22 protein-coding genes, 1 tRNA gene and 1 pseudogene are annotated in these 21,930 nt (G+C 72.8%); 16 read left to right on the top strand and 8 right to left on the bottom strand.

Annotated elements, in window-relative coordinates; genetic code table 11:
• Positions 1-69 precede the first annotated feature (69 nt).
• The 9 genes from OG990_RS24985 to OG990_RS24945 all read left to right on the top strand — a co-directional run bounded on the left by OG990_RS24985 (position 70) and on the right by OG990_RS24945 (position 8,098).
• A complete protein-coding gene (locus OG990_RS24985; RefSeq protein ID WP_406081871.1) occupies positions 70-582 on the top strand; it encodes a hypothetical protein in 513 nt (170 codons plus the stop codon).
• A gap of 213 nt (positions 583-795) precedes the next feature.
• A complete protein-coding gene (locus tag OG990_RS24980; RefSeq protein WP_406077357.1) occupies positions 796-1,482 on the top strand; it encodes a dienelactone hydrolase family protein in 687 nt (228 codons plus the stop codon).
• A complete protein-coding gene (locus tag OG990_RS24975; protein ID WP_406077356.1) occupies positions 1,475-2,215 on the top strand; it encodes a uracil-DNA glycosylase in 741 nt (246 codons plus the stop codon). Before OG990_RS24980 ends, OG990_RS24975 begins: the two co-directional genes overlap by 8 nt.
• 18 nt (positions 2,216-2,233) lie before the next feature.
• Entirely contained in the window at positions 2,234-3,034 is an 801-nt protein-coding gene (locus OG990_RS24970) for a DUF4129 domain-containing protein (RefSeq protein ID WP_386985091.1), read from the top strand.
• Complete coding sequence (locus OG990_RS24965) at positions 3,031-3,615, top strand: hypothetical protein (RefSeq protein ID WP_406077354.1); 585 nt, start codon at positions 3,031-3,033, stop codon at positions 3,613-3,615. The genes OG990_RS24970 and OG990_RS24965 overlap by 4 nt, the downstream gene beginning before the upstream one ends.
• Positions 3,615-4,622 carry a MoxR family ATPase gene (locus OG990_RS24960; RefSeq protein ID WP_328423601.1) on the top strand — a complete coding sequence of 336 codons (1,008 nt, stop codon included), beginning with the start codon at positions 3,615-3,617 and terminating at the stop codon, positions 4,620-4,622. The genes OG990_RS24965 and OG990_RS24960 overlap by 1 nt, the downstream gene beginning before the upstream one ends.
• The gene (locus OG990_RS24955) at positions 4,622-6,073 is read left to right on the top strand and encodes a DUF58 domain-containing protein (protein ID WP_406077353.1); all 1,452 of its coding nucleotides are present in this window, start codon (positions 4,622-4,624) and stop codon (positions 6,071-6,073) included. The genes OG990_RS24960 and OG990_RS24955 overlap by 1 nt, the downstream gene beginning before the upstream one ends.
• Positions 6,074-6,098: 25 nt before the next feature.
• Entirely contained in the window at positions 6,099-6,662 is a 564-nt protein-coding gene (locus tag OG990_RS24950; protein WP_406077352.1) for a hypothetical protein, read from the top strand.
• A gap of 104 nt (positions 6,663-6,766) precedes the next feature.
• The gene (locus OG990_RS24945; RefSeq protein WP_355602569.1) at positions 6,767-8,098 is read left to right on the top strand and encodes an NAD(P)/FAD-dependent oxidoreductase; all 1,332 of its coding nucleotides are present in this window, start codon (positions 6,767-6,769) and stop codon (positions 8,096-8,098) included.
• A 69-nt stretch (positions 8,099-8,167) separates the two neighbouring features.
• Here the strand turns inward: OG990_RS24945 and OG990_RS24940 are convergent, their stop codons facing one another.
• Complete coding sequence (locus OG990_RS24940; protein WP_406077351.1) at positions 8,168-10,036, bottom strand: hypothetical protein; 1,869 nt, start codon at positions 10,034-10,036, stop codon at positions 8,168-8,170.
• Between the two features lie 101 nt (positions 10,037-10,137).
• Between OG990_RS24940 and OG990_RS24935 the strand changes: the two genes are divergently transcribed.
• From OG990_RS24935 to OG990_RS24920, 4 genes are all read left to right on the top strand, one after another.
• Positions 10,138-10,221 (top strand) — tRNA-Leu (locus tag OG990_RS24935).
• Between the two features lie 106 nt (positions 10,222-10,327).
• Positions 10,328-11,143 (top strand): Bax inhibitor-1/YccA family protein, encoded by an 816-nt coding sequence (locus tag OG990_RS24930; protein WP_355602573.1) that lies wholly within the window; start codon positions 10,328-10,330, stop codon positions 11,141-11,143.
• 146 nt (positions 11,144-11,289) lie between these two features.
• Complete coding sequence (locus OG990_RS24925; RefSeq protein ID WP_386985082.1) at positions 11,290-12,048, top strand: Bax inhibitor-1/YccA family protein; 759 nt, start codon at positions 11,290-11,292, stop codon at positions 12,046-12,048.
• A 46-nt stretch (positions 12,049-12,094) separates the two neighbouring features.
• Complete coding sequence (locus tag OG990_RS24920) at positions 12,095-12,415, top strand: hypothetical protein (protein ID WP_386985080.1); 321 nt, start codon at positions 12,095-12,097, stop codon at positions 12,413-12,415.
• Between the two features lie 7 nt (positions 12,416-12,422).
• Here the strand turns inward: OG990_RS24920 and OG990_RS24915 are convergent, their stop codons facing one another.
• From OG990_RS24915 to OG990_RS24905, 3 genes and pseudogenes are all read right to left on the bottom strand, one after another.
• Positions 12,423-13,685, bottom strand: coding sequence for an acetyl-CoA C-acetyltransferase (locus OG990_RS24915; RefSeq protein WP_355606408.1), 1,263 nt, complete (start codon positions 13,683-13,685; stop codon positions 12,423-12,425).
• Positions 13,686-13,763: 78 nt separating this feature from the next.
• A complete protein-coding gene (locus tag OG990_RS24910; protein WP_406081869.1) occupies positions 13,764-14,513 on the bottom strand; it encodes an SGNH/GDSL hydrolase family protein in 750 nt (249 codons plus the stop codon).
• Positions 14,514-14,543: 30 nt separating this feature from the next.
• Positions 14,544-15,625 (bottom strand): annotated as a pseudogene (locus OG990_RS24905) (SGNH/GDSL hydrolase family protein); the annotation flags it as partial.
• Positions 15,626-15,775: 150 nt separating this feature from the next.
• Here OG990_RS24905 and OG990_RS24900 point away from each other — a divergent pair.
• Positions 15,776-16,132 (top strand): YkvA family protein, encoded by a 357-nt coding sequence (locus tag OG990_RS24900; protein ID WP_386985076.1) that lies wholly within the window; start codon positions 15,776-15,778, stop codon positions 16,130-16,132.
• A gap of 72 nt (positions 16,133-16,204) precedes the next feature.
• Positions 16,205-17,575 carry a cystathionine beta-synthase gene (locus tag OG990_RS24895; protein ID WP_328423621.1) on the top strand — a complete coding sequence of 457 codons (1,371 nt, stop codon included), beginning with the start codon at positions 16,205-16,207 and terminating at the stop codon, positions 17,573-17,575.
• A gap of 139 nt (positions 17,576-17,714) precedes the next feature.
• Here OG990_RS24895 and OG990_RS24890 read toward each other — a convergent pair whose 3' ends face one another.
• From OG990_RS24890 to OG990_RS24875, 4 genes are all read right to left on the bottom strand, one after another.
• On the bottom strand, positions 17,715-18,224 hold the full coding sequence (locus tag OG990_RS24890; RefSeq protein ID WP_406077350.1) for a GNAT family N-acetyltransferase: 510 nt from the start codon (positions 18,222-18,224) through the stop codon (positions 17,715-17,717).
• Positions 18,221-19,150: a ribonuclease Z gene (locus OG990_RS24885; RefSeq protein WP_406077349.1), complete on the bottom strand. Its 930-nt coding sequence runs from the start codon at positions 19,148-19,150 to the stop codon at positions 18,221-18,223. The genes OG990_RS24890 and OG990_RS24885 overlap by 4 nt, the downstream gene beginning before the upstream one ends.
• 398 nt (positions 19,151-19,548) lie before the next feature.
• Positions 19,549-20,211: a peptide-methionine (S)-S-oxide reductase MsrA gene (gene msrA / locus OG990_RS24880; RefSeq protein ID WP_328423629.1), complete on the bottom strand. Its 663-nt coding sequence runs from the start codon at positions 20,209-20,211 to the stop codon at positions 19,549-19,551.
• A gap of 73 nt (positions 20,212-20,284) precedes the next feature.
• Positions 20,285-20,719 (bottom strand): HIT family protein, encoded by a 435-nt coding sequence (locus tag OG990_RS24875; RefSeq protein WP_386985067.1) that lies wholly within the window; start codon positions 20,717-20,719, stop codon positions 20,285-20,287.
• 67 nt (positions 20,720-20,786) lie between these two features.
• Between OG990_RS24875 and OG990_RS24870 the strand changes: the two genes are divergently transcribed.
• Positions 20,787-21,929, top strand: a complete 1,143-nt coding sequence (locus OG990_RS24870) for a cystathionine gamma-synthase (protein WP_355606422.1) — start codon at positions 20,787-20,789, stop codon at positions 21,927-21,929.
• The last annotated feature ends 1 nt before the right edge of the window (position 21,930 follow it).

The following is a 21,930-nucleotide window of genomic DNA, read 5'->3' as shown; positions in this document are numbered from 1 at the left end:
GCTGGGAAATAGCTGAACGGACGAGGCGAGCGGGACGACGCCGTAAATCAATGATCGTTACGGTGTCGTCTGCTCATCAATCCCTCGGAAGGACCCCCCGTGTCAGAGCAGGTCGCACCGCCCCCCGCGTCCGACGCCGTGCCGCCCCAGCCGGCCGTCGAGACGCCGCCGCCGGCCGAGCCGGAGGCGAAGAAGTCCGGTGCAAAGAAGGCGCTCGGCATCGTCGGCGCGATCCTCGTGTTCGTCGTCATCGCCGGCCTGAAGTTCGGTGTCGGCTCGGCGATCGGCAACTACCTGAACAAGGACGAGACCGCCGACGCCAAGGCCGGCGACTGCATCGCCGAGCTGCCCGAGATCACCGGCACCGAGGAGGAGGAGGTCGACGGCGCCAAGGTCGTGGAGTGCACCTCCACGGACGCGGCGTACAGCGTGGTCGGTCGGGTGGACGGGCAGACCGAGGCCCAGGCCAAGGCCGGCACCGCCTGTGACCAGTACCTGAAGGAAGGCGAAGAGGGTTACGTCTTCTACAACATCGAGCCGGGCAAGACGGGCTACCTGCTGTGCCTGACGAAGAAGGCCTGACTGGAGCACCGACAGACGGCAGCAGCACGAACGACGGCGGCGGGGAAGCTTCCCCCGCCGCCGTCGGCGTACCCGGGGTCACCGCCGGGCGAACGGGAGGTGAATGCCACTGTTCCCGCGTCTTCCCGGGGGGTGGCGTGGCGTGGCAGGCTACCGGCACGTAGGACCACTGGGCGACCAGCCAACGATGACTGACCGCTAGGAGGACGGCCGATGGGCGAGATGGTGAGCTACCGCAGCAACGGGGGGACGAGCGAGGGGTATCTCGCGATACCCGCCAGCGGCTTGGCCAGCCCCGCCGTCATCGTCATCCAGGAGTGGTGGGGCCTGGTCCCGCACATCCGGTCGGTGGCGGACCGGTTCGCCGAGGCCGGCTTCGTCGCCCTCGCCCCGGACCTCTACCACGGTGAGACCACCAGCGAGCCGGACGAGGCGCAGCGGCTGCTGATGGCGATGCGGATGGACGAGGCGGCGAAGGACATCGCCGGCGCTGCCGACTACCTCGCCGGGCGACCGGAGGTCACCGGCAAGGTCGGTGCGGTGGGCTTCTGCGCTGGCGGCAGCCTGGCCCTCTGGTCGGCGACCCTCTCCGAGCGGATCGTCGCCACCGCTGGCTTCTACCCCGTGCTGCCCTGGGAGTCGATGAGCCCCGTGTGGGGCGACTACGCCGGCAAGGCCGCCGTCATCCACTGCTCCGAAGAGGACGGCACCTCCGCCGCCGACGGCGTGCAGACCGCCCGCCAGGCCATCGAGGAGGCCGGCGGCACCTGCCACCTCTACGACTACCCGGGCACCTCGCACGCCTTCTTCAACGACGACCGGCCGGAGGCGTTCGACCAGCGCGCCGCCGCCAGCGCCTTCGCCCGCACCCTGGAACTCTTCCGGGCCAAGCTTGGCTGAGCCGCGTACCCCGGAGCAGGTGGTCGCCCGCGCAGCGCGGGCGACCGACCTGGCCGACCTGGACGCCGCGGTGAGCGACTGTTTCGCCTGCCCCCGACTGGTCCGGTGGCGGGAGGAGGTGGCCCGCACCCGCCGGGCCGCCTTCCGCGACCAGGAGTACTGGGGCCGCCCGGTCCCGGGTTTCGGCCCCGCCGACGCGCGGATCGCCATCCTCGGGCTGGCGCCCGCCGCGCACGGCGGCAACCGCACCGGCCGGATCTTCACCGGTGACCGCTCGGGTGACGTGCTCTTCGCCGCCCTGCACCGGGCCGGGCTGGCCAACCAGCCGACCAGTGTCGCCGCTGACGACGGGCTGGCCCTGCGGGACACCCGGATCTTCGCGGCCGTCCGGTGCGCGCCGCCGGACAACAAGCCCACCCCGGTCGAGCGGGACACCTGCGCGCCCTGGCTGCACCGCGAGGTCGCGCTGATCCGGCCCACCCTGCGCGTCGTGGTCGCGCTCGGTGCGTTCGCGTGGGCCGCGTGGTGGCCGGTGCTGCGCCAGGTGTACGGGCAGCGCCCGCCCAGCCCGCGACCGGCGTTCGGCCATGGGGCACACTGGTCCGGCACGGCCGCACCGGAGCTGCTCGGCTGCTACCACGTCAGTCAGCAGAACACCTTCACCGGGCGGCTGACACCAGTGATGCTGGACGATGTCTTCGGTCGGGCCAAGCAGCTGGCCGGAGTGGACTGAGCGCGTGGGGTGGTGGCGATGACGGACGGAACGCGCCCGCCCACGCCGTCCCCGGCCACCGAGGCGGGGGTGCTGCGTCCGGCGGTCGGCCTGCTCCGCCGTTGGTGGCCGGTTGGTGCGGTCGCCGCTCTGCTCGTCGGGGCCACGCTGGCCGCCGCGCACTCGTCGATCGGTGCCAGCCGGATCCCGCCGGTGGAGCAGGTCCCCTGGGTCCCCGAGTACCCGACCGCCGAGCCGCCGCCGTCGATTCCGGTCGAGCCGCGTGACGCCGGCGAGGCCACCCAGGCGCACATCCCGCAGTGGATCGCGACGGTGGCGATGGTGCTGCTCGGGCTGGCCATCCTCGCCGCTCTCGGCTACCTCGGCTGGATCCTGCTGCGGGGCCTCCGCCGCCGCCGGGCCACCCGCGCGCTGCCCGGACAGTGGTCCCGGCGTACGGCCGAGGGCACCGCCCGGGAGGTGGTCGCCGCCCTCGACGCCGGCCTGGTGGAGCTCGACGACCGGGACACCGACCCCCGCGTGGCGGTGATCGCCTGCTGGGTCCGCCTGGAGGAGGCCGCTGGCGCAGCCGGTGTTTCCCGGCGGGCCGGGGACACCCCCACCGACCTGGTCACCCGTCTGCTGCGCGGCGATCCGGCGGCCGGGGTGCCGGCGATCGTCAGCACCGACGTGCTGGCGGAGTTCGCGCACGTCTACCGCGAAGCCCGGTACGCCACCCGACCGGTCGACGAGCGCACCCGTGACCAGGCGCGCGCCGCGCTGCGCCGGCTGCGCCACGAACTGGCCACGGTGGCACCCACCTCGGAGGTGCCGGCTTGAGCAGCACCAGCATCGACGACCTGCTCGCCTTCGAGGAGGAGCCGGCGCCGGTCGGCCCGCAGTCGCGTGGCGGTCGGTCCCGACTGGTGCTGCGCTCGCTCGCGATCGCCGCCGCGGTGGTCGTGGTGCTGGTCGTCGGCCTCCGCGGGGTCGGCCTCCAGGTCTCTCTGCCCGTGCTGATCGCCGGGGTGCTGGCCGTGCTGGCGGTTCGCCGGGTCACCGCCCTGCTCGCGCCGCCACCGCCGCCGCCACCGGGCGGCCGGGTGGCGACGGGAGAGGATGACGGCAGCTACAACTGGGGAGCCCGGGACGCGCTGCGCGCCGCGATCAACCGCTGGGAGTGGCCGCTCGACTGGTCCAACACGCGACCCGAACGCTTCAGCAGCGTGATCCTGCCCCGGATCGGTGAGTTGGCCGACGAGCGGATGCGCCTGAAACACGGCGTCACCCGTGAGTCGGACCCAGCCCGCGCCAGTGCCCTGCTGGGCGACCGACTGTGGACGTTCCTGGAAAGCCCGCCTCGCCGCCCCCCGTCGCCGCGCGACCTCGCGGTGATCGTCGCCGAACTGGAGAAGATCTGATGAACGACGTGGACCGGAGCTTGCCCGCCGCCGAGGTCGGCCAGCTGGCCCGGGCGGTCCTGGATGCGGTCGGCACCGTCGTGGTCGGCAAGCGGGACGCGTTGGAGCTCGTCCTCGCCGGCATCCTGGCCGGTGGGCACGTCCTGCTGGAGGATCTGCCGGGGCTGGGCAAGACGCTCACCGCGCGCTCCTTCGCCCAGGCGCTCGGGCTGGACTTCCGACGGCTCCAGTTCACCCCGGACCTGCTCCCCGCCGACGTCACCGGCTCGTTCCTCTACGACCAGCGCAACGGCGACTTCACCTTCCGGGCCGGCCCGATCTTCACGAACCTGCTCCTCGCCGACGAGATCAACCGGACGCCCCCGAAGACCCAGTCCGCGCTGCTCGAAGCGATGCAGGAGAAGCAGGTCTCGGTGGAGGGGGTGACCTACAAGCTGGACGAGCCGTTCCACGTGCTGGCCACCGCCAACCCGATCGAGTACGAGGGCACGTACCCGCTGCCCGAGGCGCAGCTGGACCGCTTCCTGCTCCGGGTCTCGTTCGGCTACCCGGACCACGAGGAGGAGTGGGAGGTGCTCCGTCGCCGGATGAGCCGCCGCCGCGAGGAGGCGGAGATCAAGCCGGTGGTCGACGCGGCCACCCTGCGGGCGATGCAGGCCGCGCTGGAGGACGTCGTGGTGGAGGACTCCATCGGCCGCTACATCGTGGCGCTCACGGCGGCCACCCGGGAGCACCCGTCGGTGCTGGTCGGCGCCTCGCCGCGTGGCTCGCTGGCGCTGCTGCTGCTGGCCCGCGTCCGCGCGGTGTTCGGCGGCCGGGACTATGTGGTGCCGGAGGACGTCAAGGAGGTGGCGGCGCCCGCGCTGGCCCACCGGATCACCCTGCGCCCGGAGATGTGGCTGCGCCGGGTCGACCCGGCGTTCGTGGTCGGCGAGGTGCTGGAGGCAACCCCCGCGCCGGCCAGCGGCGCACTGCCCAGCTACGCCGCCGGCGGGCCCCGGCGCTGATGACCGGACCGACCGTGCCCGTGCCGCGATCCGCCGAGCCGGAGCCGGCGACCGGTTGGGCACCCACCTGGGCGCTCAGCCGGGCGGTGCTGCTCGCCGGCCTGCTGCTGGTGGCGGGCGTGCTGCTGGGACGGGTCGACCTGATCGTGCTGGCCGCCCCGTTCGCGCTGGGCACCGCGTACGCGCTGCGCCGCCGGCCCACCGCGCTGCCGCAGGTCTGGATCACCCCGGGTGACGACGGGCCGCTGGTCGAGGGCGGCGAGGTGACGGCGGCGGTGAGCGTCGGCAATCCGGACACGGTCGACTACGACCTGGTGGTGGTGCGGTCCCGGGTGTCGCCGTGGCTGCGGATCGAGCGGGCCGGCTTCGCCCGCGACGAGTCGCCCGGCGAGGCGACCCCCGACGGTGGTGCGACCCCCAACGGTGGTGCGGTACCGACCGGCGGGACGGGCCGCTCCGTCGCCGACCGGCCGTTCGTGACCTCGGTGCCGAGGTCGGAGGCCGTGGACCTGGAACTGGCCGGCCGGGCCCTGCGCTGGGGTCGGCATCCGGTCGGTCCGGCGGGCGCCCGGGTCGCCACGGCGGGTGGTCTGCTGGTCTCCCGGGCGGTGATCACCGAGCCGGTCCGGGTGCGGGTCTATCCGCGGACCGAGCCGTTCGAGGCGGTGGAGGCGATGCCCCGGGCCGCCGGCCTGGTCGGGGCACACCACTCCCGCCGGCCGGGCGAGGGCGGCGAGTTGGCCGGCGTCCGGATCTTCGCCCCGGGTGACCGGCTGCGCCGCATCGACTGGCGGGTCTCGCTGCGTGCCCGGCAACTGCACGTGGCGGCCACCCTCTCCGATCGGGACGCGGAGGTGGTGGTGCTGCTCGACGTGCTCGCCGAGGCCGGCCGCTCCGGCGGCGTGGGCGGCGCAGCCTCGGTGCTGGACACCACCGTGCGGGCCACCGCCGCGATCGCCGAGCACTACCTGCACCGGGGCGACCGGGTCTCGCTGCTGGAGTACGGCCCGGCGGCCCGGCGGCTGCGCCCGGCGGCCGGTCGCCGGCAGTACCTGACGGTGCTGGAGTGGCTGCTCGACGTGCGCGCCCAAGCCTCCCAGCACGAGCCGTACGACCAGGTGTTCGGCCCGCAACTGCTCTCGTCGGACGCGTTGGTGGTGGTGCTCACCCCGCTGCTGGACGAGCGGTCGGCACAGATGCTGGCCCGGCTGACCCGCGCCGGGCGGTTCGTGGTGGCGGTCGACACGCTGCCGACCGACCTGACGCCGCCCAAGGACCGGGGCTGGGCCGAGGTGGCGTACCGGCTATGGCGGCTGGACCGGGAAACCATGATCGGGCAGCTCCGGGAGCACGGGGTGCCCGTGGTGCGCTGGGCCGGCGCCGGCAGCCTGGACCAGGTGCTGCGGGACGTCGCCCGGCTGGCCACTGCCCCGAGGGTTGGTGGCCGGTGAGCGCGAGGAGTGAGGGCGGGCACCCATGATCGACACCGTCACCGGGAGGGTCAGGGCGGCGCAGGACGCCTTCGCCCGGATCAGCCTCGCCCCGCTCATGGTCCGGGCCGGGATCTTCGTCAGTGTGCTGGCCGGGTTCGCGCTGGCGTTCCCCGCCGAGGTGCTGACCGGCCGGCCGCTGCTCTTCATGGCGGTGGCCGCGCTGTTGCCCGCGGTGGGCCCGCGCCGGGTCTGGCCGACCTTCACGGCGCTGGTCACGGTCGGTGGCTGGTTGCTCGCCACCGACGGGTACGGCCGGCCGGTGGCGCTGTGGCGGCTGCTTGCCCTCGCCGCGCTGCTCTACCTGGCGCACACCCTGTGCGCGCTGGCCGCACTGCTGCCCTATGACGGGGTGGTGGACCCGGAGCTGATCACCCGCTGGTTGCTGCGGGCGGCCGCGGTGCTGCTGGGTACCGCCGTGCTGGGGGTGCTGCTGTTGCAGGTCGCCGGCCTGGGCGGGGACAGCGGCCACCAGTGGGCCACCGTGCTGGGGCTGCTGGTGGCGGTGGGGACGGCCGGGTTGCTCGGCTGGCTGCTGCGCCGCAGGTAAACCGGGCGTGCCGACCGGGTTACCCGGGTCACAGGGGTTGTGTTCCGTCACAGATGGGGGGCGCGAGCGGGATTACCTGAGCCGCTCGGGGAAAGATAGATGACGTGAATCCGAAGCGGATCCTTGTGGTGGGTGCCGGGCACGTCGGTCTTTACGCCGCCCTGCGCCTGTCGAAGAAGCTCAGCTCCCGTGAGGCTGAGGTCATCGTGGTTGACCCCCAGCCGCACATGACCTACCAGCCGTTCCTGCCCGAGGCCGCGGCGGGCAACATCTCCCCCCGGCACTCCGTGGTGCCGCTGCGGCGGGAGTTGCGTCGGTGCACGGTGGTGGCGGGCACGGTCACCCGTGTCGAGCACGACCGCAAGGTGGCCACCGTGCAGCCGATCGCCGGCCCGGTCCGGGAGATCGCGTACGACCACGTGATCGTGGCCCCGGGTTCGGTGTCGCGGACGCTGCCGATCCCCGGCCTGCACGAGCACGGCATCGGGTTCAAGACCATCGGTGAGGCGATCTACCTCCGCAACCACGTGTTGGACCGACTGGACGTGGCGGCTGTCACCCCGGACCCGGAGGTCCGCCGTTCGGCGCTGACGTTCACCTTCGTCGGTGGTGGCTACGCCGGCATCGAGGCGCTCGCCGAGATGGAGGACATGGCCCGCGACGCCATGCGCTACTACCCGGAGCTGAAGCCGGAGGACATGCGCTGGGTGCTGGTCGAGGCCACCCAGCGGGTGCTGCCCGAGGTGGACCGGGACATGGGTGCCTACACGGTGCAGCAGCTGCTCAAGCGGAACATGGACATCCGGCTGGACACCCGGCTGGAGTCCTGCGTCGACGGGGTGGTCAAGCTCTCCGACGGTGACAGCTTCCGCTCCGACACGATCGTCTGGACGGCCGGCGTGAAGCCGTCGCCGATGTTGGACGCCACCGACTTCCCGCGCGACGACCGTCGGCGGGTCACCTGCCTGCCGACCCTCCAGGTGGTCGACGGTGACCGGGTGGTCGAGGGTGCGTGGAGTGCCGGTGACTGCGCCGCGGTGCCCGACCTGACCAAGGAGCCGGGCAACTACTGCTCGCCGAGCGCCCAGCACGCGGTCCGCCAGGCCGCCCAGATGGCCGACAACATCGCGGCGGTGATCCGAGGCCGCGAGCCGGTCAACTACAAGCACAAGCACGTCGGCAGCGTGGCCAGCCTCGGCCTGCACAAGGGCGTCGCCCAGGTGTACGGGATCAAGATGACCGGCTGGCCGGCCTGGTTCATGCACCGGACGTACCACATGAGCCGGATCCCGTCGTTCAACCGCAAGGTCCGGGTGGTGGTGGACTGGTCGCTGGCGTTCTTCCTGAAGCGTGAGGTGGTCGCCCTGGGCCAGCTGCACGACCCGCGCGAGGAGTTCGTCGAGGCGTCCCAGCCGGTTGGCGCCCCCCGCGTCTGACCCGATCGACGAACAGGGCCCCCGCCGCACCGTTCCTGGTGCCGCGAGGGGCCCTGTTCGACGTCCGGGTCAGACCCGCCATGTCCAGGCGTCGGCGATCCGGGTGGCCGGGCCGTAGAGCTGCTCCAGGGTTGCGCGCAGGCTCTCCACGTGTGGGGCGTCGTCGGCCAGCGCCACGCAGGACGCGCCCCAGAAGTCCGCGTCCCGGGCTGCCTGCCGGCGCTGCTCGTCACCGATGGGCGGCTGGTCGCCGCGCCGGGCCACGTCCGCCAGCAGCGCGGAGGTGGGCTGCTTGAAGGTGCCCATCGCCGCGGTGCCGCCCCGGCCGTACGGGCCGATGAAGAACCCCTCGGGCAGACCGAAGCCGGCGTCGGCGGCGGCCGCCCAGCGCATCGGCCACGGCTCCTTGGGAGTGGGCAGCGGCACCGGGACCAGCACCCCGCCGGGGCGGACACACTGCCGCCAGTGCCCGCCGGTGATGAACTCCGGCAGGGCGGGTCGCTCGGCGGTCGGCAGGGGGGCCGGGAAGATCGGCAGCAGCGCCGCGACGACGGCCAGCGGCACCAGCCGCCGCGCCCGACCGGTGCTCTGCAGTGCCCGGTCGACCGCCAGCACCAGCAGCGTCGCGACGATCGGGAGCAGCGCCAGGCCGAACCGCATCGGCAGGGCGCCGTCCACCACCGGCAGCCCGGCCAGCAGGGCGTACGGGCCGGGCAGCGCGGTCCGGGTGCCGCCGAGCACCACCTCCGGGCCGAGCGAGAGCGCGCCCATCGCCAGGGCGGCTGCCACGCACGCGAGCACCAGCCGGCGCCGCCCGGCCCAGATCGCGCTGGCCACGGCGACCAGCAGCAGCGGCCAGCCGAGGAACGTGTTGTACTCGGCCGGGCCGGTGGTCAGCCGGGCGGATTCGTCGCTGCCGGCCACCGACAGTGGGGAGACTGTCCACCAGCTGCTGAGGTCGGCCGAGAAGTAGTCGGGGCTGAACATCCCGTCGGCGACCCCCTGCGGCCCGGCGAACTGGAACCACAGCGGATACCCCAGCACCAGCAGGGCCAGCCCGGCGGCGATGGCCAGCCCGCCGGCGAACGCGGGCAGCGCCCGCCGGGCCAGGTCCCGGTCCGCCATGGCGTAGCTGACCGCCATCACCAGCAGCGTGACGGCGGCGAGGAAGAGCACCTCCTCGCCGATGAAGACCTGCGCGGTGACGGCGGCGGCCAGCCCGGCCGCGGAGCTGAAGATCCGCCGCCGGTCCAGCCCTGCGGGCCGGGCGCCGTCGATCCCGCTGTGGCTGGCGGGCGACGTGGGCTTTGGGTCGGACGCTCGCAGTAGCCGGATCACCAACCAGACGATCACCGGCACCAGCCATTGGGCGGTCATGTGCAGGTGGCTGTTGGTCTGCGAGATCATGCCCGGGCCGAACCCGCACAGCCCTCCGCCGAGCGCGGCGGCGAGCCGGCGAGCGTGCAGCGTCCGGTGGAACAGCAGGTACCAGGCGACGGCGGTGCCGGCCAGGTTGGCGGCGGCGAGCAGCGCGAAGGTGACCGGCGCGCCGAGCAGCAGGGTGATCGGTGCGCAGACGATGCCGAGCGCGATGACCGTGGTGTTGGCCATCATGTTGACCCCGTCGGGGGCGTTGAGCCGGTCGGTGAGCAGGCTGAAGTCGCCGAGGAGCGCTCGCGCGTCGACCGCCAGGAACCACTCGTAGAGGGCCTGGTCCTCGGGGTTGAGCGCCATGACCCGCCCGGCCGGGTCGGGCCACAGGCCGTGGGTCAGCCAGCCAGCTAGGACAGTGCAGATCAAGGCGACCAGCAGGTCCGCCCGGTGCCGGCGGACGGCGGACAGCAGCCGGACGGCCCAGGCGAGGCGGTTGATCTGATCGGAGCGGCGGAATGCCTGCTCAGGGGCGGCGTCGGGGGCCGTGGGGGCTGCGCTGCTCACGCCATCGACCCTAGTGCGGGCTGGCCGGCGGGGTACGCCGGGTCGCCAACGACCCGCTACGGTGACACTGCACCGTGCGTGTCGGCGCGCCGGTGCCACCCGCCCGGGTGGTGGAACGGCAGACACGGCCGCCTTAAAAGCGGCTGCCGCAAGGCGTGCGGGTTCGACCCCCGCCCCGGGCACCAGCCGCCATGGGCCGCATTCCCATTCGTGATCACCAGGAGTTGGCCGGGCCGTTTACTCTTGGAGGGCACGTTCACGTGCAAACGACCCCCTGAGGGAGGCCAGACAGTGAAGACCTCGAACCCGGTGCTCGCCCGGCTCGGCCAGGCGGCCGAGCGGGAGCGTTCCGCCGGGTACGCACCGACCGGGCCGTACGGACAGCCCGGCATTCCCCAGCAGTACCCGTCCCAGGCCGGTTACCCGGCAGCGCCGCCCACCGTGGCGCCCATGACCGTCGACGACGTGGTCGTCAAGACTGTCGCCCTGCTCGGCATCCTCGGCATCTCCGCCGCGGCCGCCTGGGTGCTCGTGCCCGACTCGCTGGTCGGTGCCGCCTGGATCGGCGCGGCGGTGGTCGGCCTGGTGCTTGGCCTGATCATCTCGTTCTCCCGGATGGCCAACCCGGCGCTGGTCATCACGTACGCGGTCGTCGAGGGTGTCTTCGTCGGCATGGTCAGCAAGGCGTTCGAGTCGGCGTTCGACGGCATCGTGCTGCAGGCCGCCTCGGCGAGCTTCGGCATCTTCTTCCTGATGGCGATCCTCTACCGGGCGAAGGTCATCCGGGCCACCCCGGCCTTCGTCAAGGGCATGATCGCGGTGATGACCGGCCTCTTCGCGGTCATGCTGATCAACCTGGTGCTGGCCCTGTTCGGCGTCAACACCGGCCTGCGTGACGGCAGCCCGCTGGCCATCGGCTTCAGCCTGGTCTGCATCGTGGTCGCGTCGCTGAGCTTCGTGCTCAGCTTCAAGGAGATCGAGGACGGCGTCCGGATGGGCCTGCCCCAGCGCTACTCCTGGACGGCCGCCTTCGGCATCCTGGTCAGCCTGGTCTGGCTCTACATCGAGATCCTGCGCCTGCTGAGCTACTTCCAGGGCGACGACTGACCTCGTCCGCGCTGCTGACCGGCGCCCGCTCCCGCTTCTGCGGGGGCGGGCGCCGTCGTCTGTACCGGGCGCGCTGTTTGGCCGCCGTCGCCGGCCGGCCCGGGGCAGAGTGACTGCGAGGGGGTACGCGGGCAGAGGAGGCGGCGGTGCGCAGCAACAACCCGGTGCTCAACCGGCTGGACGAGACCGGCCGGGTGGAGGCCCGGGTGCTCGGCACCCGCGACGTCGAGGCGATGACCGTCGACGACGTGGTGGTCCGCACGGTCGGGTTGCTGCTCGTCACCGTCGTGGCTGCGGCGGTGTCCTGGGCGGTGGTGCCGGAGGCGGCCTGGCTGCCCGCCGCGCTGGCCGGCAGCGCCCTCGCCTCGATCGTGCTGGTCCTGGTCATCTCGCTGCGCGGGATCACCAACCCGGTGCCGATCGTCGCCTACGCCGTGCTCCAGGGGCTGCTGCTGGGGGTGGCCAGCCGCGCCTTCGAGCTGATCTATCCGGGCATCGTGGTGCAGGCGGTGGCCGGCACCTTCGGCGTCTTCCTCGGCATGGCGGCGCTGTACCGGGCCCGGGTGATCCGGGCGACGCCCCGGCTGGCCCGCCTGGTGATCGGCACACTGCTCGGCATCGCCGTGCTCAGCGTGGTCAACCTGGTGTCGTACCTGATCTCCGGGCGCCCGGGGTTGGCGACCTACAGCGCCAGCGGGGAGGTCGGCTGGCTGGCGTACGCCTTCTCGGTGGTGGCCATCATCGCCGGCGCGTTCAGCTTCATCCTCGACTTCGACCTCGTCGAGCGCTCGGTGCGCGACGGTCGACCCCGCCGGTACGCGTGGTTGAGCGCGTTCGGCCTGATCACCGGGTTGGTCTTTCTCTACTGGCAGTTGCTGCGGCTGCTCAGCTACCTGCGTCGCTGACCGGCCCGGCGAGACGCGGCCGGTGCCGGCCGTAGACTCGGTGGCGATGAGCGCAGCGGAGTTGGACCAGGCCGTGCAGTCGCTGGTCCGTCAGATCGGGCACTGGCAGCAGCCCCGTTGGGCGGCGGTCGCGACCACCGGCAACGTGCCTCGCGCCGACCTGGTGCACCGACTCGTGCAGGAGATCGCCAACCTGACCGCCGACGCCGAGGGTGAGCCCCGCCGGGTGGTGCCTCGGCTGGACAACGACCTGGCCCTGCCGGATCAGTTGCGGGTGGTGGCGGCGGATCTGATCGCCGCCGGGCCGGGTGCCGAGGCGCTGGCCCGGGCCGCCGCCGAGGTGACGGCGACCCGCAGCGCGCTCTGACGTCGGCTCAGTTGAGCCGCTCCAGCACCATGGCCATGCCCTGGCCGCCACCGACGCACATGGTCTCCAGACCGATGGTCTTGTCGTGCCACTCCAGCGCGTTGAGCAGGGTGCCGGTGATCCGGGCGCCGGTCATGCCGAACGGGTGGCCGACCGCGATAGCGCCGCCCATCACGTTCAGCTTCTCCTCCGGGATGCCCAGCTGCCGGTAGGAGGGGATGACCTGCGCGGCGAACGCCTCGTTGATCTCGACCAGGTCGACGTCGTCGATGGTCATGCCGGCCCGCCGCAGCGCCTGCCGGGACGCCTCGACCGGCCCGAGACCCATGATCTCCGGCGAGAGTGCGGTCACGCCGGTGGAGACGATCCGGGCCAGCGGGGTCAGCCCGAGCTCCTCGGCCCGCTGGGCGCTCATCACCACGACGGCGGCGGCGCCGTCGTTGAGCGGGCAGCAGTTGCCGGCGGTGATCCGGCCGTCCGGGCGGAACACCGGCTTCAGGCCGGCGACGGCATCGAGGGTCACGCCGGCACGCGGGCCGTCGTCGGTGCTCACCACGGTGCCGTCAGGCGTGGTGACCGGGGTGATCTCCCGGGCCCAGAAGCCGTCGGCGATGGCCTTCTCGGCCAGGTTCTGGCTGCGGACGCCGAACTCGTCCATGTCGGCGCGGGTGACGTCGTACACCTGGGCCAGGTTCTCCGCGGTCTGCCCCATGGTCAGGTAGATGTCCGGCAGCTCGCCGGACTCGCGGGGGTCGGTCCACACGTCGGCGCCGCCCTGGGCGCGGCTCTTCGAGCGCTCACCGGCGGCCGCGAAGCGCGGGTTCTCCCAGCCGCCGCCGACCAGCGCCTGCGCCTCGGGGGGCAGCCCGTCGGAGCTGCCCCGGGCGTAGCGGGAGACCATCTCCACGCCGGCGGAGATGAATACGTCGCCCTCGCCGGCGCGGATCGCGTGCATGGCCATCCGGGTGGTCTGCAACGAGGAGGCGCAGTAGCGGGTCAGCGTGGCGCCGGGCACGGTGTCCAGCCCGAGCAGGGTGGCCACCACCCGTCCCATGTTGAAGCCCTGCTCGCCGCCGGGCAGGCCGCACCCGAGGTAGAGGTCGTCGATCGTGGTCGGGTCGAGCTGGGGGATCTTGTCCAGGGCGGCCTGGACGATGGTCGCGGCGAGGTCGTCGGAGCGGACGTCGCGCAGGGACCCCTTGTGCGCCCGGCCGATGGGGGAGCGGGCGGTGGCGACGATGACGGCGTCGCGGGACGACTCAATCGGCATGGAACCACGTTAACCCGCCGGTAACTTGGCACGGAAGAAGCCCGCCCGGCGGGAAATGTCACCCCGGACCGGGCCGGTCTAGCGCCGGGAGGCGACCGCCGCCGCTGCCGCGACGGCGGGCAGCAGGGCGTGCGCCCACACCCGGTAGCCGTCGGCGGAGGGGTGGAAGCCGTCGTGACAGAGCGTGCCCGCGTCGGCCCGGAACACCGGCCCGGTCTCGGTGGCCAGGTCGACCACCGTGCCGCCGGCGTCCAGCACGGCCGTGGTCTGGGCGTGGGCCACCCGCCGCCCGGACCAGCCGACCAGTTGGCGCAGCGGAGGTGCGATGGCCCGCACGGCGCCGAGGTCGGGGCAGGTGCCCACCACCACCTCGACCCGCGCCTCGCGCAACCGGTGCACGGCCGCGCCGAGATACGCCGCCGCGTCGGCGGGCCGGCGCAGCCCGGTGGCGTCGTTCGCGCCGATCAGGATCAGCGCCACGTCGGGCCGCTCGCCGAGCAGGGCCCGCGCCACCTGGGTGGACAGGTCCGTCGAGCGGGACCCGGAGACACCGACGCTGGACAGGTGCACCCGCCGGCCGGCCGGCCCCTCGGCCAGCAGGTTGGCCATCTGCCCGCCGATGGTGTCGTCGAGCCGGTCGACGCCCACGCCCAACGCCGACGAGTCACCGAGCAGCACCAGCCGTAGAGGCGGTGCGCCGGCCCGGCCGATCGTGGCCCGCAGGGCCAGCCCCAGCTCCGGCTGGGCGTAGCGCCGGTGCCGGGCGACGAACGCCTCGCCGGCCAGGACGGCGGCGCCGCCCACGGTGCCGGCGAGCAGCGAGAGCACCGCCGCCCGACCCAGTCGGCCCGGGAAACCGGCGGTCACGCCCCGCTCGCTGCGCTCGTTCATGCCAGTCCCTCCACTGTCGAAGTGTCCGTGGCGGACCCGCGCTGCGGCACCGCACCGACACCGAAGAACGCCCGGCGGCGCAGTTGCGCCCACCGACCGGCCGGCCCTCGGTCGTGGCCCCGGACCTGCGTGCCGCTGACCTCCGTGCCGGCGTGCCGGGCCGCCTCCTGCGCGGCCTCCGGCAGCGACCGTACGCCCTCGCCCGGCACCGGTGTGACCCGTCGTTCCTGCCCCGCACCGAGCGCGGAGATCATCGTCGGCAGCAGCGCGGCGGCGGCCACCGCGTACCCCTCGGCGGAGGGATGGAACCGGTCCCAGGCGAACATCCGCGTCGGTTCGGCGGCGAAGCGGGGGCCGAGCAGGTCACCGAGGGAGACCGTCCAGCCGCCGGCCTCGACGACGGCCACCGTCTGGGCGGCGGCGAGCTGCCGGCTCCACCGGTGCGCCAGCCACCGCAGCGGGGGCTGGATCGGGCGGATCGCGCCCAGGTCGGGGCAGGTGCCGACGACCACCTCGCAGCCGGCGTCGCGCAGCGTGTGGACCGCTTCGACCAGGTAGCGCACGGCCAGCCCGCGCGGGGTGCGGTTGGTGATGTCGTTGCCGCCGATGAGGATCACCGCGATGTCGGGCTGGCACTCCAGCGCGGCCTCCACCTGGTGCCGGAGCGCCGACGAGATGGCTCCGACCACCGCGTAACGGTGCAGCCGCACCGGCCGTTGCAGCCGGCGGCACAGGCCGGTGGCGAGCAGGGCGCCGGGCGTCTCCCGGCGGCGGTGCACCCCGTAGCCGGCGGCCGACGAGTCGCCGAGCACGACCATGGTGAGCGCGGGGCCGGGGAACTTGGCGCCGTACACCCCGTCGCAGCGCGGCGGCGGCGCCTCGGCCATCGGGATGGTGCGCCGCGCCTGGCGGGCCTGCCCGAGCAGCACCCCGCCGGTCGCGACCACGGCCGCCGCAGTGGCGCCCGTGCCAATGGCAGCCAGGCGGGCGACCCGCCGGGCCTGCCGCCAGCGCGGACCAACGGGTACGACGGAACCAGCCACCCCCATACCGCGAGATTATCGCGCCGGTCCGACACGGCGCTGTCGTCGTGACGGCTCGCGGGTGCCTGGAAACCGACGCGACGGGGTACCTGACCGGGGGAGGCCGGCCGACTTGCGCCGACCCGCCACGCTGATCCGGCGGAGAGGAGCGCGACGATGGGGAAGACACTGAAGCGCAGCGCGGCATTCACGGCCCTGGCCCGAGCACTGGCGTCCGGGGCACGGGGTGGGCCCTCGCTGGGCGCCCGGTTGGCGGCGCTGCCCCGGATGATCAGGGCCACCACCCGGGGGCAGTACGACGGAGGCCTCCGGCTGGCCCTGATGACCGCGGCGACGGCGTACATCGTCTCGCCGATCGATCTGCTCCCGGAAATCCCACTGGCGATCTTCGGGCTGGCTGACGACGCGGTCATGATCACCTGGTTGGCCGGCAGCGTGCTCGCCGAGACCGACCGCTTCCTGGAGTGGGAGGCGCGTCGCGACTCGGTCATCCCCGGAGGGGTGGTGCCCTGACGCCACGTACCCTGGGCGGCGAGGAAACGTCTGCCCGGCCGCCGTTGCCGGCGCCGCAACGAAGGGCACACCGTGCAGTACTACGACAACGTCGTCGACATGATCGGCAACACCCCGCTGGTACGTCTGCGTAACGTCACCGAGGGCATCCAGGCCACCGTGCTCGCCAAGGTCGAGTACGTCAACCCGGGCGGCTCGGTGAAGGACCGGATCGCGCTGCGGATGGTGGAGGACGCCGAGGCCGCCGGCCTGCTCAAGCCCGGCGGCACCATCGTCGAGCCGACCAGCGGTAACACCGGCGTCGGGCTGGCCCTGGTGGCCCAGCTCAAGGGCTACCACTGCGTCTTCGTCTGCCCCGACAAGGTCAGCCAGGACAAGCAGGACGTGCTCCGGGCGTACGGCGCCGAGGTGGTGGTCTGCCCGACCGCGGTGGCCCCGGAGGACCCGCGCTCGTACTACAACGTCTCCGACCGGCTGACCCGGGAGATCCCCGGCGCCTGGAAGCCCAACCAGTACAGCAACCCGGCCAACCCGCGCTCGCACTACGAGACGACCGGCCCGGAGCTGTGGAAGCAGACCGAAGGTGGGCTCACCCACTTCGTGGCGGGCGTCGGCACCGGCGGCACCATCTCCGGCATCGGCCGGTACCTCAAGGAGGCCTCCGAGGGGCGGGTGCGGGTCGTCGGGGCCGACCCGGAGGGCTCGGTCTACTCCGGCGGCACCGGCCGGCCGTACCTGGTGGAGGGCGTCGGCGAGGACTTCTGGCCGGAGACCTACGACCGGGGCGTCGCCGACGAGATCGTCGAGGTCTCCGACAAGGCGTCCTTCGAGATGACCCGGCGGTTGGCCCGCGAGGAGGGGCTGCTGGTCGGCGGCTCCTGCGGGATGGCGGTGGTCGCCGCGCTGGAGGTGGCGCGCAGGGCCGGCCCGGACGACGTGGTGGTCGTGCTGCTGCCGGACGGCGGCCGGGGCTACCTCTCGAAGATCTTCAACGACTCGTGGATGGCCCGGTACGGGTTCCTCGACAACTCCGGCACCGAGCCGACGGTGGCCGACGCGCTGTCCGGCAAGCCGGGCGGGCTGCCCGAGCTGGTGCACGTGCACCCGACCGAGACGGTCCGGGACGCGATCGACTACATGCGTGAGTACGGCGTCTCGCAGTTGCCGGTGCTCAAGGCCGAGCCGCCGGTGGTGACCGGCGAGGTGGCCGGCTCGATCGCCGAGCGGGACCTGCTCGACGCGCTGTTCACCGGTCAGGCCCACCTGCACGACACCATCGAGCGGCACATGGGCGACCCGCTGCCGATGATCGGTGGCGGTCAGCCGGTCAGCGAGGCCGTCGGCCTGCTGGAGAAGTCCGACGCCGCGCTGGTCCTCGTCGACGGCAAGCCCAAGGGCGTCCTAACCCGCCAGGACCTCCTAGCCCACCTCGGCGCCCACTAACCCTGAGGGCGTCTTGTCGACGCCCTCCCCCCACCCCCACCCCGTCGATCATGGAGTTGTGGTGCCGCGCAGAGCCGGCATAAGTGGCTAAGTCGCCCACCACGACTCCATGATCGACGGAATGAGGGGGTGGGGGGGATTAGAGGGGGCGGCTGTAGCGGAGTTGGGGGGTGGGGGCGGTGCCGATGTACTCGTCGCGTTCCGTGCCTGTGGGGGTCCAACCGCCGCGCTGGTAGAAGGCGCGGGCGTGGGCGTTGTCCCGGAGCACCCAGAGCACCGCTCGCCGCCAGCCCCGGGCCCGCATGGCGTCCAGCGCGTCCACCATCAGTGCGCGGCCGACCCCCCGGCCCTGCTCGGCCGGGTCCAGGTGGATGGCGTTCAGCAGCCCGGTCGCCGGGTCGTCCTCGTCGTCCGGGCCCAGGTAGCTGAACCCGACCAGCCTTCCCGCGCGTTCCGCCACGGTCAGCCGGTGGGTGTCCCGTTCCCAACTCCACCGCTCGGTCCAGTAGCGGCCCATCGCCTCCTGCGTCGGGTCGGCCAGTGCCCCGGCCGGAAGGAACGAGGAGTACGCGGCGACCCGGGAACGCTGGTGCAGGGCACCCACCCCCATCAGGTCGTCACCGGTGGCGGGGCGGAGCGTGACGGTCATCCGGCCGAGGCTACCCGGCGCGGCGGGAGCTGCACCGTGGTCAGGTCCTCGGCGATGATCAGCTCACCGTCGAAGTGTGCGCGGGCCTCGTCGTGGAACCGGCGCGGGTCGCCGTACCGCTGGGAGAAGTGGGTGAGCACCAGCCGGCGTACCCCGGACTCGCTCGCCACCCGGGCGGCCTGTGCCGCGGTCAGGTGACCGACCTCGGCGGCGAGCGCGGCCTCCGACTCCAGGAAGGTCGACTCGATGACCAGCAGGTCGGCGTGCTCGGCGAGGGCGTACACCCCGTCGCAGAGACCGGTGTCCATCACGAAGGCGAATCGCTGCCCCGGCCGGGGCACGCTCACCTCGTCCCGGGTGACGCGGCGACCGTCGAGGTCCAGGTGCCCGACCCGGATCAGCTCGCCGACGGCCGGCCCGGTGATGCCGTACGCGGCCAGCTTCTCCGGCAGCATCCGGCAGCCGTCCGGCTCGATCAGCCGGTAGCCGTACGTCTCGATGGGGTGCCGCAGCCGGCGGGCCTCCAGCGTGCCGCAGCGCAGGGTGATCCGCTGCCCGTCGGCCTCGATGGGCTCGACCCGCAGCTCGGCGGTCTCGTAGAAGGAGGTGGCGTGCCGCAGCCGGGCGAAGTATTCGGCGCCGCCGGCCGGAAAGTGCACGGCGACCGGGTGCGCCACCCGGTCCAGGGAGAGTCGCTGGATGGTGCCGGGCAGGCCGAGGCAGTGGTCGCCGTGGAAATGGGTGACGCAGATCCGGGTCAGGTCGGTGGCGGTGACCGTGGTGTGCAGGAGTTGCCGCTGACTGCCCTCGCCCGGGTCGAAGAGGATCACCTCGTCGTCCCAGCGCAGCACGTACCCGTTGTGGTTGCGCCGCCGTGTCGGGGCCTGGCTGGCCGTCCCGAGCACCACCAGCTCGCGCATCGACACGGTGATCTCCTCCGGCTGAGCTGACCGGCCCGGCCTCGCCGGCAGATGGAGCGACCCCCGGGGTTTTCCGCGCTCGTGCGCGGGCCGGCTGGACTGGGCCGGCGCCCCGGGGGTCGGGTGGCTGTCGTGGATTCGCCGCACCGCTGCCACACGGTCTCGACGTTGTTGCTTGTGCCCGCCTCGCGGCGGACCGATCACTGTCGAGGACAGCGGCTAGCGGACAGCCACCTCACGAGTCCGATTGCTATACAAGTCTGGACCACCTCCCTTCACGTGTACCGCCACGCTATCGAGTCCCCGCTGGGCTCGGCAACGGATTTCGATCACACGGTCAGACGGGAATGCCCGGCCGCCTTTTTCGGCGGCCGGGCATCGAGGTCGTGCAGGGTGGGCGGTGGTCAGCCCGCGGTACGGGCCACGCCGACCGGGCAGCTCAGCCCGTTCGGGCCGTGGTTGCAGTACCCGTTCGGGTTCTTCGTCGGGGCCAGATACTGCTGGTGATAGTCCTCGGCGAAGTAGTAGCTGCCGAGCGGGGCGATCTCGGTGGTGATCTCACCCTTGCCGGCCCGCGTCACGATCGGCTGGAACGCGTCCCGGGACGACTCAGCGATGGCCCGCTGCTCGTCGGTGGTGGTGTAGATGGCCGACCGGTACTGGGTGCCCACGTCGTTGCCCTGGCGCATGCCCTGGGTCGGGTCGTGGTTCTCCCAGAACACCTTCAGCAGGTCCTCATAAGTGATCTTGCTCGGGTCGTAGACCACCTGGACGACCTCGGCGTGCCCGGTCCGGCCGGAGCACGTCTCCTCGTACGTCGGGTTCCGGGTGCTGCCACCCGCGTAGCCGGCGGAGGTGGTGAAGACCCCGGGCAGGGTCCAGAACAGCCGCTCGGCGCCCCAGAAACAGCCCATACCGAAGACGGCGACCTGGAGGCCCTCCGGGAACGGGCCCTTCAACGGGGTGCCCAGCACCTCGTGTCGGTCGGCGACCGGCATCGCGATCGGGCGGCCCGGCAGGGCCTGGTCGGGAGTGGGCAGCTCAGCCTTGGACTGGCGAAGGAACACGGTGGAACTCCTCTCGTACCTCTGCCGCATGCAACGCCGGCGGGCCCTTGTTTCTTACCCGCCTGGCCGGCAGTCAGGCCGCCGGTCGGGGCGGGGGCGGCAGCGCGTCGGCCACCCGTACCGCGATGTCCCGGGCGTCCTGGTCACTCGGGTAGCGGGTACGCGGCCAGAAAAACCCGCGCAGCCCGTCCCCCTTGGTCCGGGGCACCACGTGGGTGTGCAGGTGCGGCACGGATTGGGACACCTTGTTGTTCATCGCCACGAACGTCCCACCGGCTCCCAGACCGGTCTCCACCGCCACCGCCAGCCGCTGAACGAGCGCGAAGTAGCCCGGCAGCAGATCGGCCGGCAGTTGGGCCAGGGTCACCAGATGGACGCGGGGCACCACCAGCACGTGCCCCGCGAAGACCGGGCGGGTGTCCAGGAAAGCCACCCCGTCCGGCTCGTCGGCCACCCGGAACGCGGGCACCTCGCCGGCCACGATCCCGCAGAACACGCACCCGTTCATCGGCCCAGGCTATGCCGACTGCCCGGCTCCGCCACGGCCCGCGGGGCGGGGCACTAGCCTCACCAGAATGAACCACGGCTTCGAGACGCTCGCCATCCACGCCGGTCAGGACCCTGAGGCCCGCACCGGCGCGGTGATCCCACCGATCTACCAGACCAGCACCTACGCCCAGGACGCCGTCGGCGCGCCCCGGCTCGGATACGAGTACAGCCGTTCCGGCAACCCGACCCGCGACGCGCTCCAGGAATGCCTGGCCGCGCTGGAGGGCGGGCCCGTCGGGCTCGCCTTCGCCAGCGGCCTGGCAGCCGAGGACACCCTGCTGCGGGCCGTCTGCCAGCCGGGCGACCACGTGGTCATCCCGGACGACGCGTACGGCGGCACCTACCGGCTCTTCGCCCGGGTCGCCCAGCGTTGGGGCCTGGAGTTCACCCCGGCCAAGGTCTCCGACCCGGCCGCGATCCGGGCCGCCGTGCAGCCCGGCCGGACGAAGATCGTCTGGGTGGAGACGCCGACCAACCCGCTGCTCGGCATCGCCGACATCGCCGCCCTGGCCGGCGTCGCGCACGACGCGGGCGCGCTGCTGGTGGTCGACAACACCTTCGCCTCGCCGTACCTGCAGCAGCCGATCGCGCACGGCGCCGACGTGGTGGTGCACTCCACCACGAAGTACATCGGTGGGCACTCCGACGTGGTGGGTGGCGCGCTCGTCGTCGCCGACGCCGCGCTCGGCGAGGAGCTGCGTTACCACCAGAACGCGATGGGCGCGATCAACGGCCCGTTCGACGCCTGGCTCACCCTGCGCGGCATCAAGACCCTCGGGGTACGGATGGACCGGCACTGCGACAACGCCGAGCGGCTCGCCGCGTACCTGGACGGGCACGCCAAGGTGGCCGAGGTGATCTACCCCGGGCTGCCCTCGCACCCCGGCCACGAGGTGGCCGCCAAGCAGATGCGCCGGTTCGGCGGCATGATCTCCTTCCGGGCGGCCGGCGGCGAGGACCACGCCGTGGAGATCTGCAACCGGGCCAAGCTCTTCGTTCTCGCCGAGTCGCTGGGCGGGGTGGAATCCCTGATCGAGCACCCCGGCCGCATGACACATGCAAGTGCTGCCGGCTCGCCGCTTGAAGTTCCCGGGGATCTCGTGCGACTGTCTGTCGGCATCGAGACGGTCGACGACCTGCTCGCCGATTTGGAGCAGGCACTGGGCTGAC

Source organism: Micromonospora sp. NBC_00858, assembly GCF_045207365.1.
In the GTDB taxonomy this organism is placed as follows: domain Bacteria; phylum Actinomycetota; class Actinomycetes; order Mycobacteriales; family Micromonosporaceae; genus Micromonospora.
Note: the sequence above shows the minus strand (reverse complement) of the source record. Positions and strands in the feature narration are given on the sequence as shown.

Bases quoted from the DNA above. Each gene is read 5' to 3' on its own strand.
- OG990_RS24960 (WP_328423601.1), top strand. From the start codon at position 3,615: ATGAACGACGTGGACCGGAGCTTGCCCGCCGCCGAGGTCGGCCAGCTG.
- OG990_RS24950 (WP_406077352.1), top strand. From the start codon at position 6,099: ATGATCGACACCGTCACCGGGAGGGTCAGGGCGGCGCAGGACGCCTTC.
- OG990_RS24890 (WP_406077350.1), bottom strand. From the start codon at position 18,224: ATGACCGTCACGCTCCGCCCCGCCACCGGTGACGACCTGATGGGGGTG.
- OG990_RS24920 (WP_386985080.1), top strand. From the start codon at position 12,095: ATGAGCGCAGCGGAGTTGGACCAGGCCGTGCAGTCGCTGGTCCGTCAG.
- OG990_RS24980 (WP_406077357.1), top strand. From the start codon at position 796: ATGGGCGAGATGGTGAGCTACCGCAGCAACGGGGGGACGAGCGAGGGG.
- OG990_RS24955 (WP_406077353.1), top strand. From the start codon at position 4,622: ATGACCGGACCGACCGTGCCCGTGCCGCGATCCGCCGAGCCGGAGCCG.
- OG990_RS24915 (WP_355606408.1), bottom strand. From the start codon at position 13,685: ATGCCGATTGAGTCGTCCCGCGACGCCGTCATCGTCGCCACCGCCCGC.
- OG990_RS24875 (WP_386985067.1), bottom strand. From the start codon at position 20,719: ATGAACGGGTGCGTGTTCTGCGGGATCGTGGCCGGCGAGGTGCCCGCG.
- OG990_RS24870 (WP_355606422.1), top strand. From the start codon at position 20,787: ATGAACCACGGCTTCGAGACGCTCGCCATCCACGCCGGTCAGGACCCT.
- OG990_RS24900 (WP_386985076.1), top strand. From the start codon at position 15,776: ATGGGGAAGACACTGAAGCGCAGCGCGGCATTCACGGCCCTGGCCCGA.
- OG990_RS24970 (WP_386985091.1), top strand. From the start codon at position 2,234: ATGACGGACGGAACGCGCCCGCCCACGCCGTCCCCGGCCACCGAGGCG.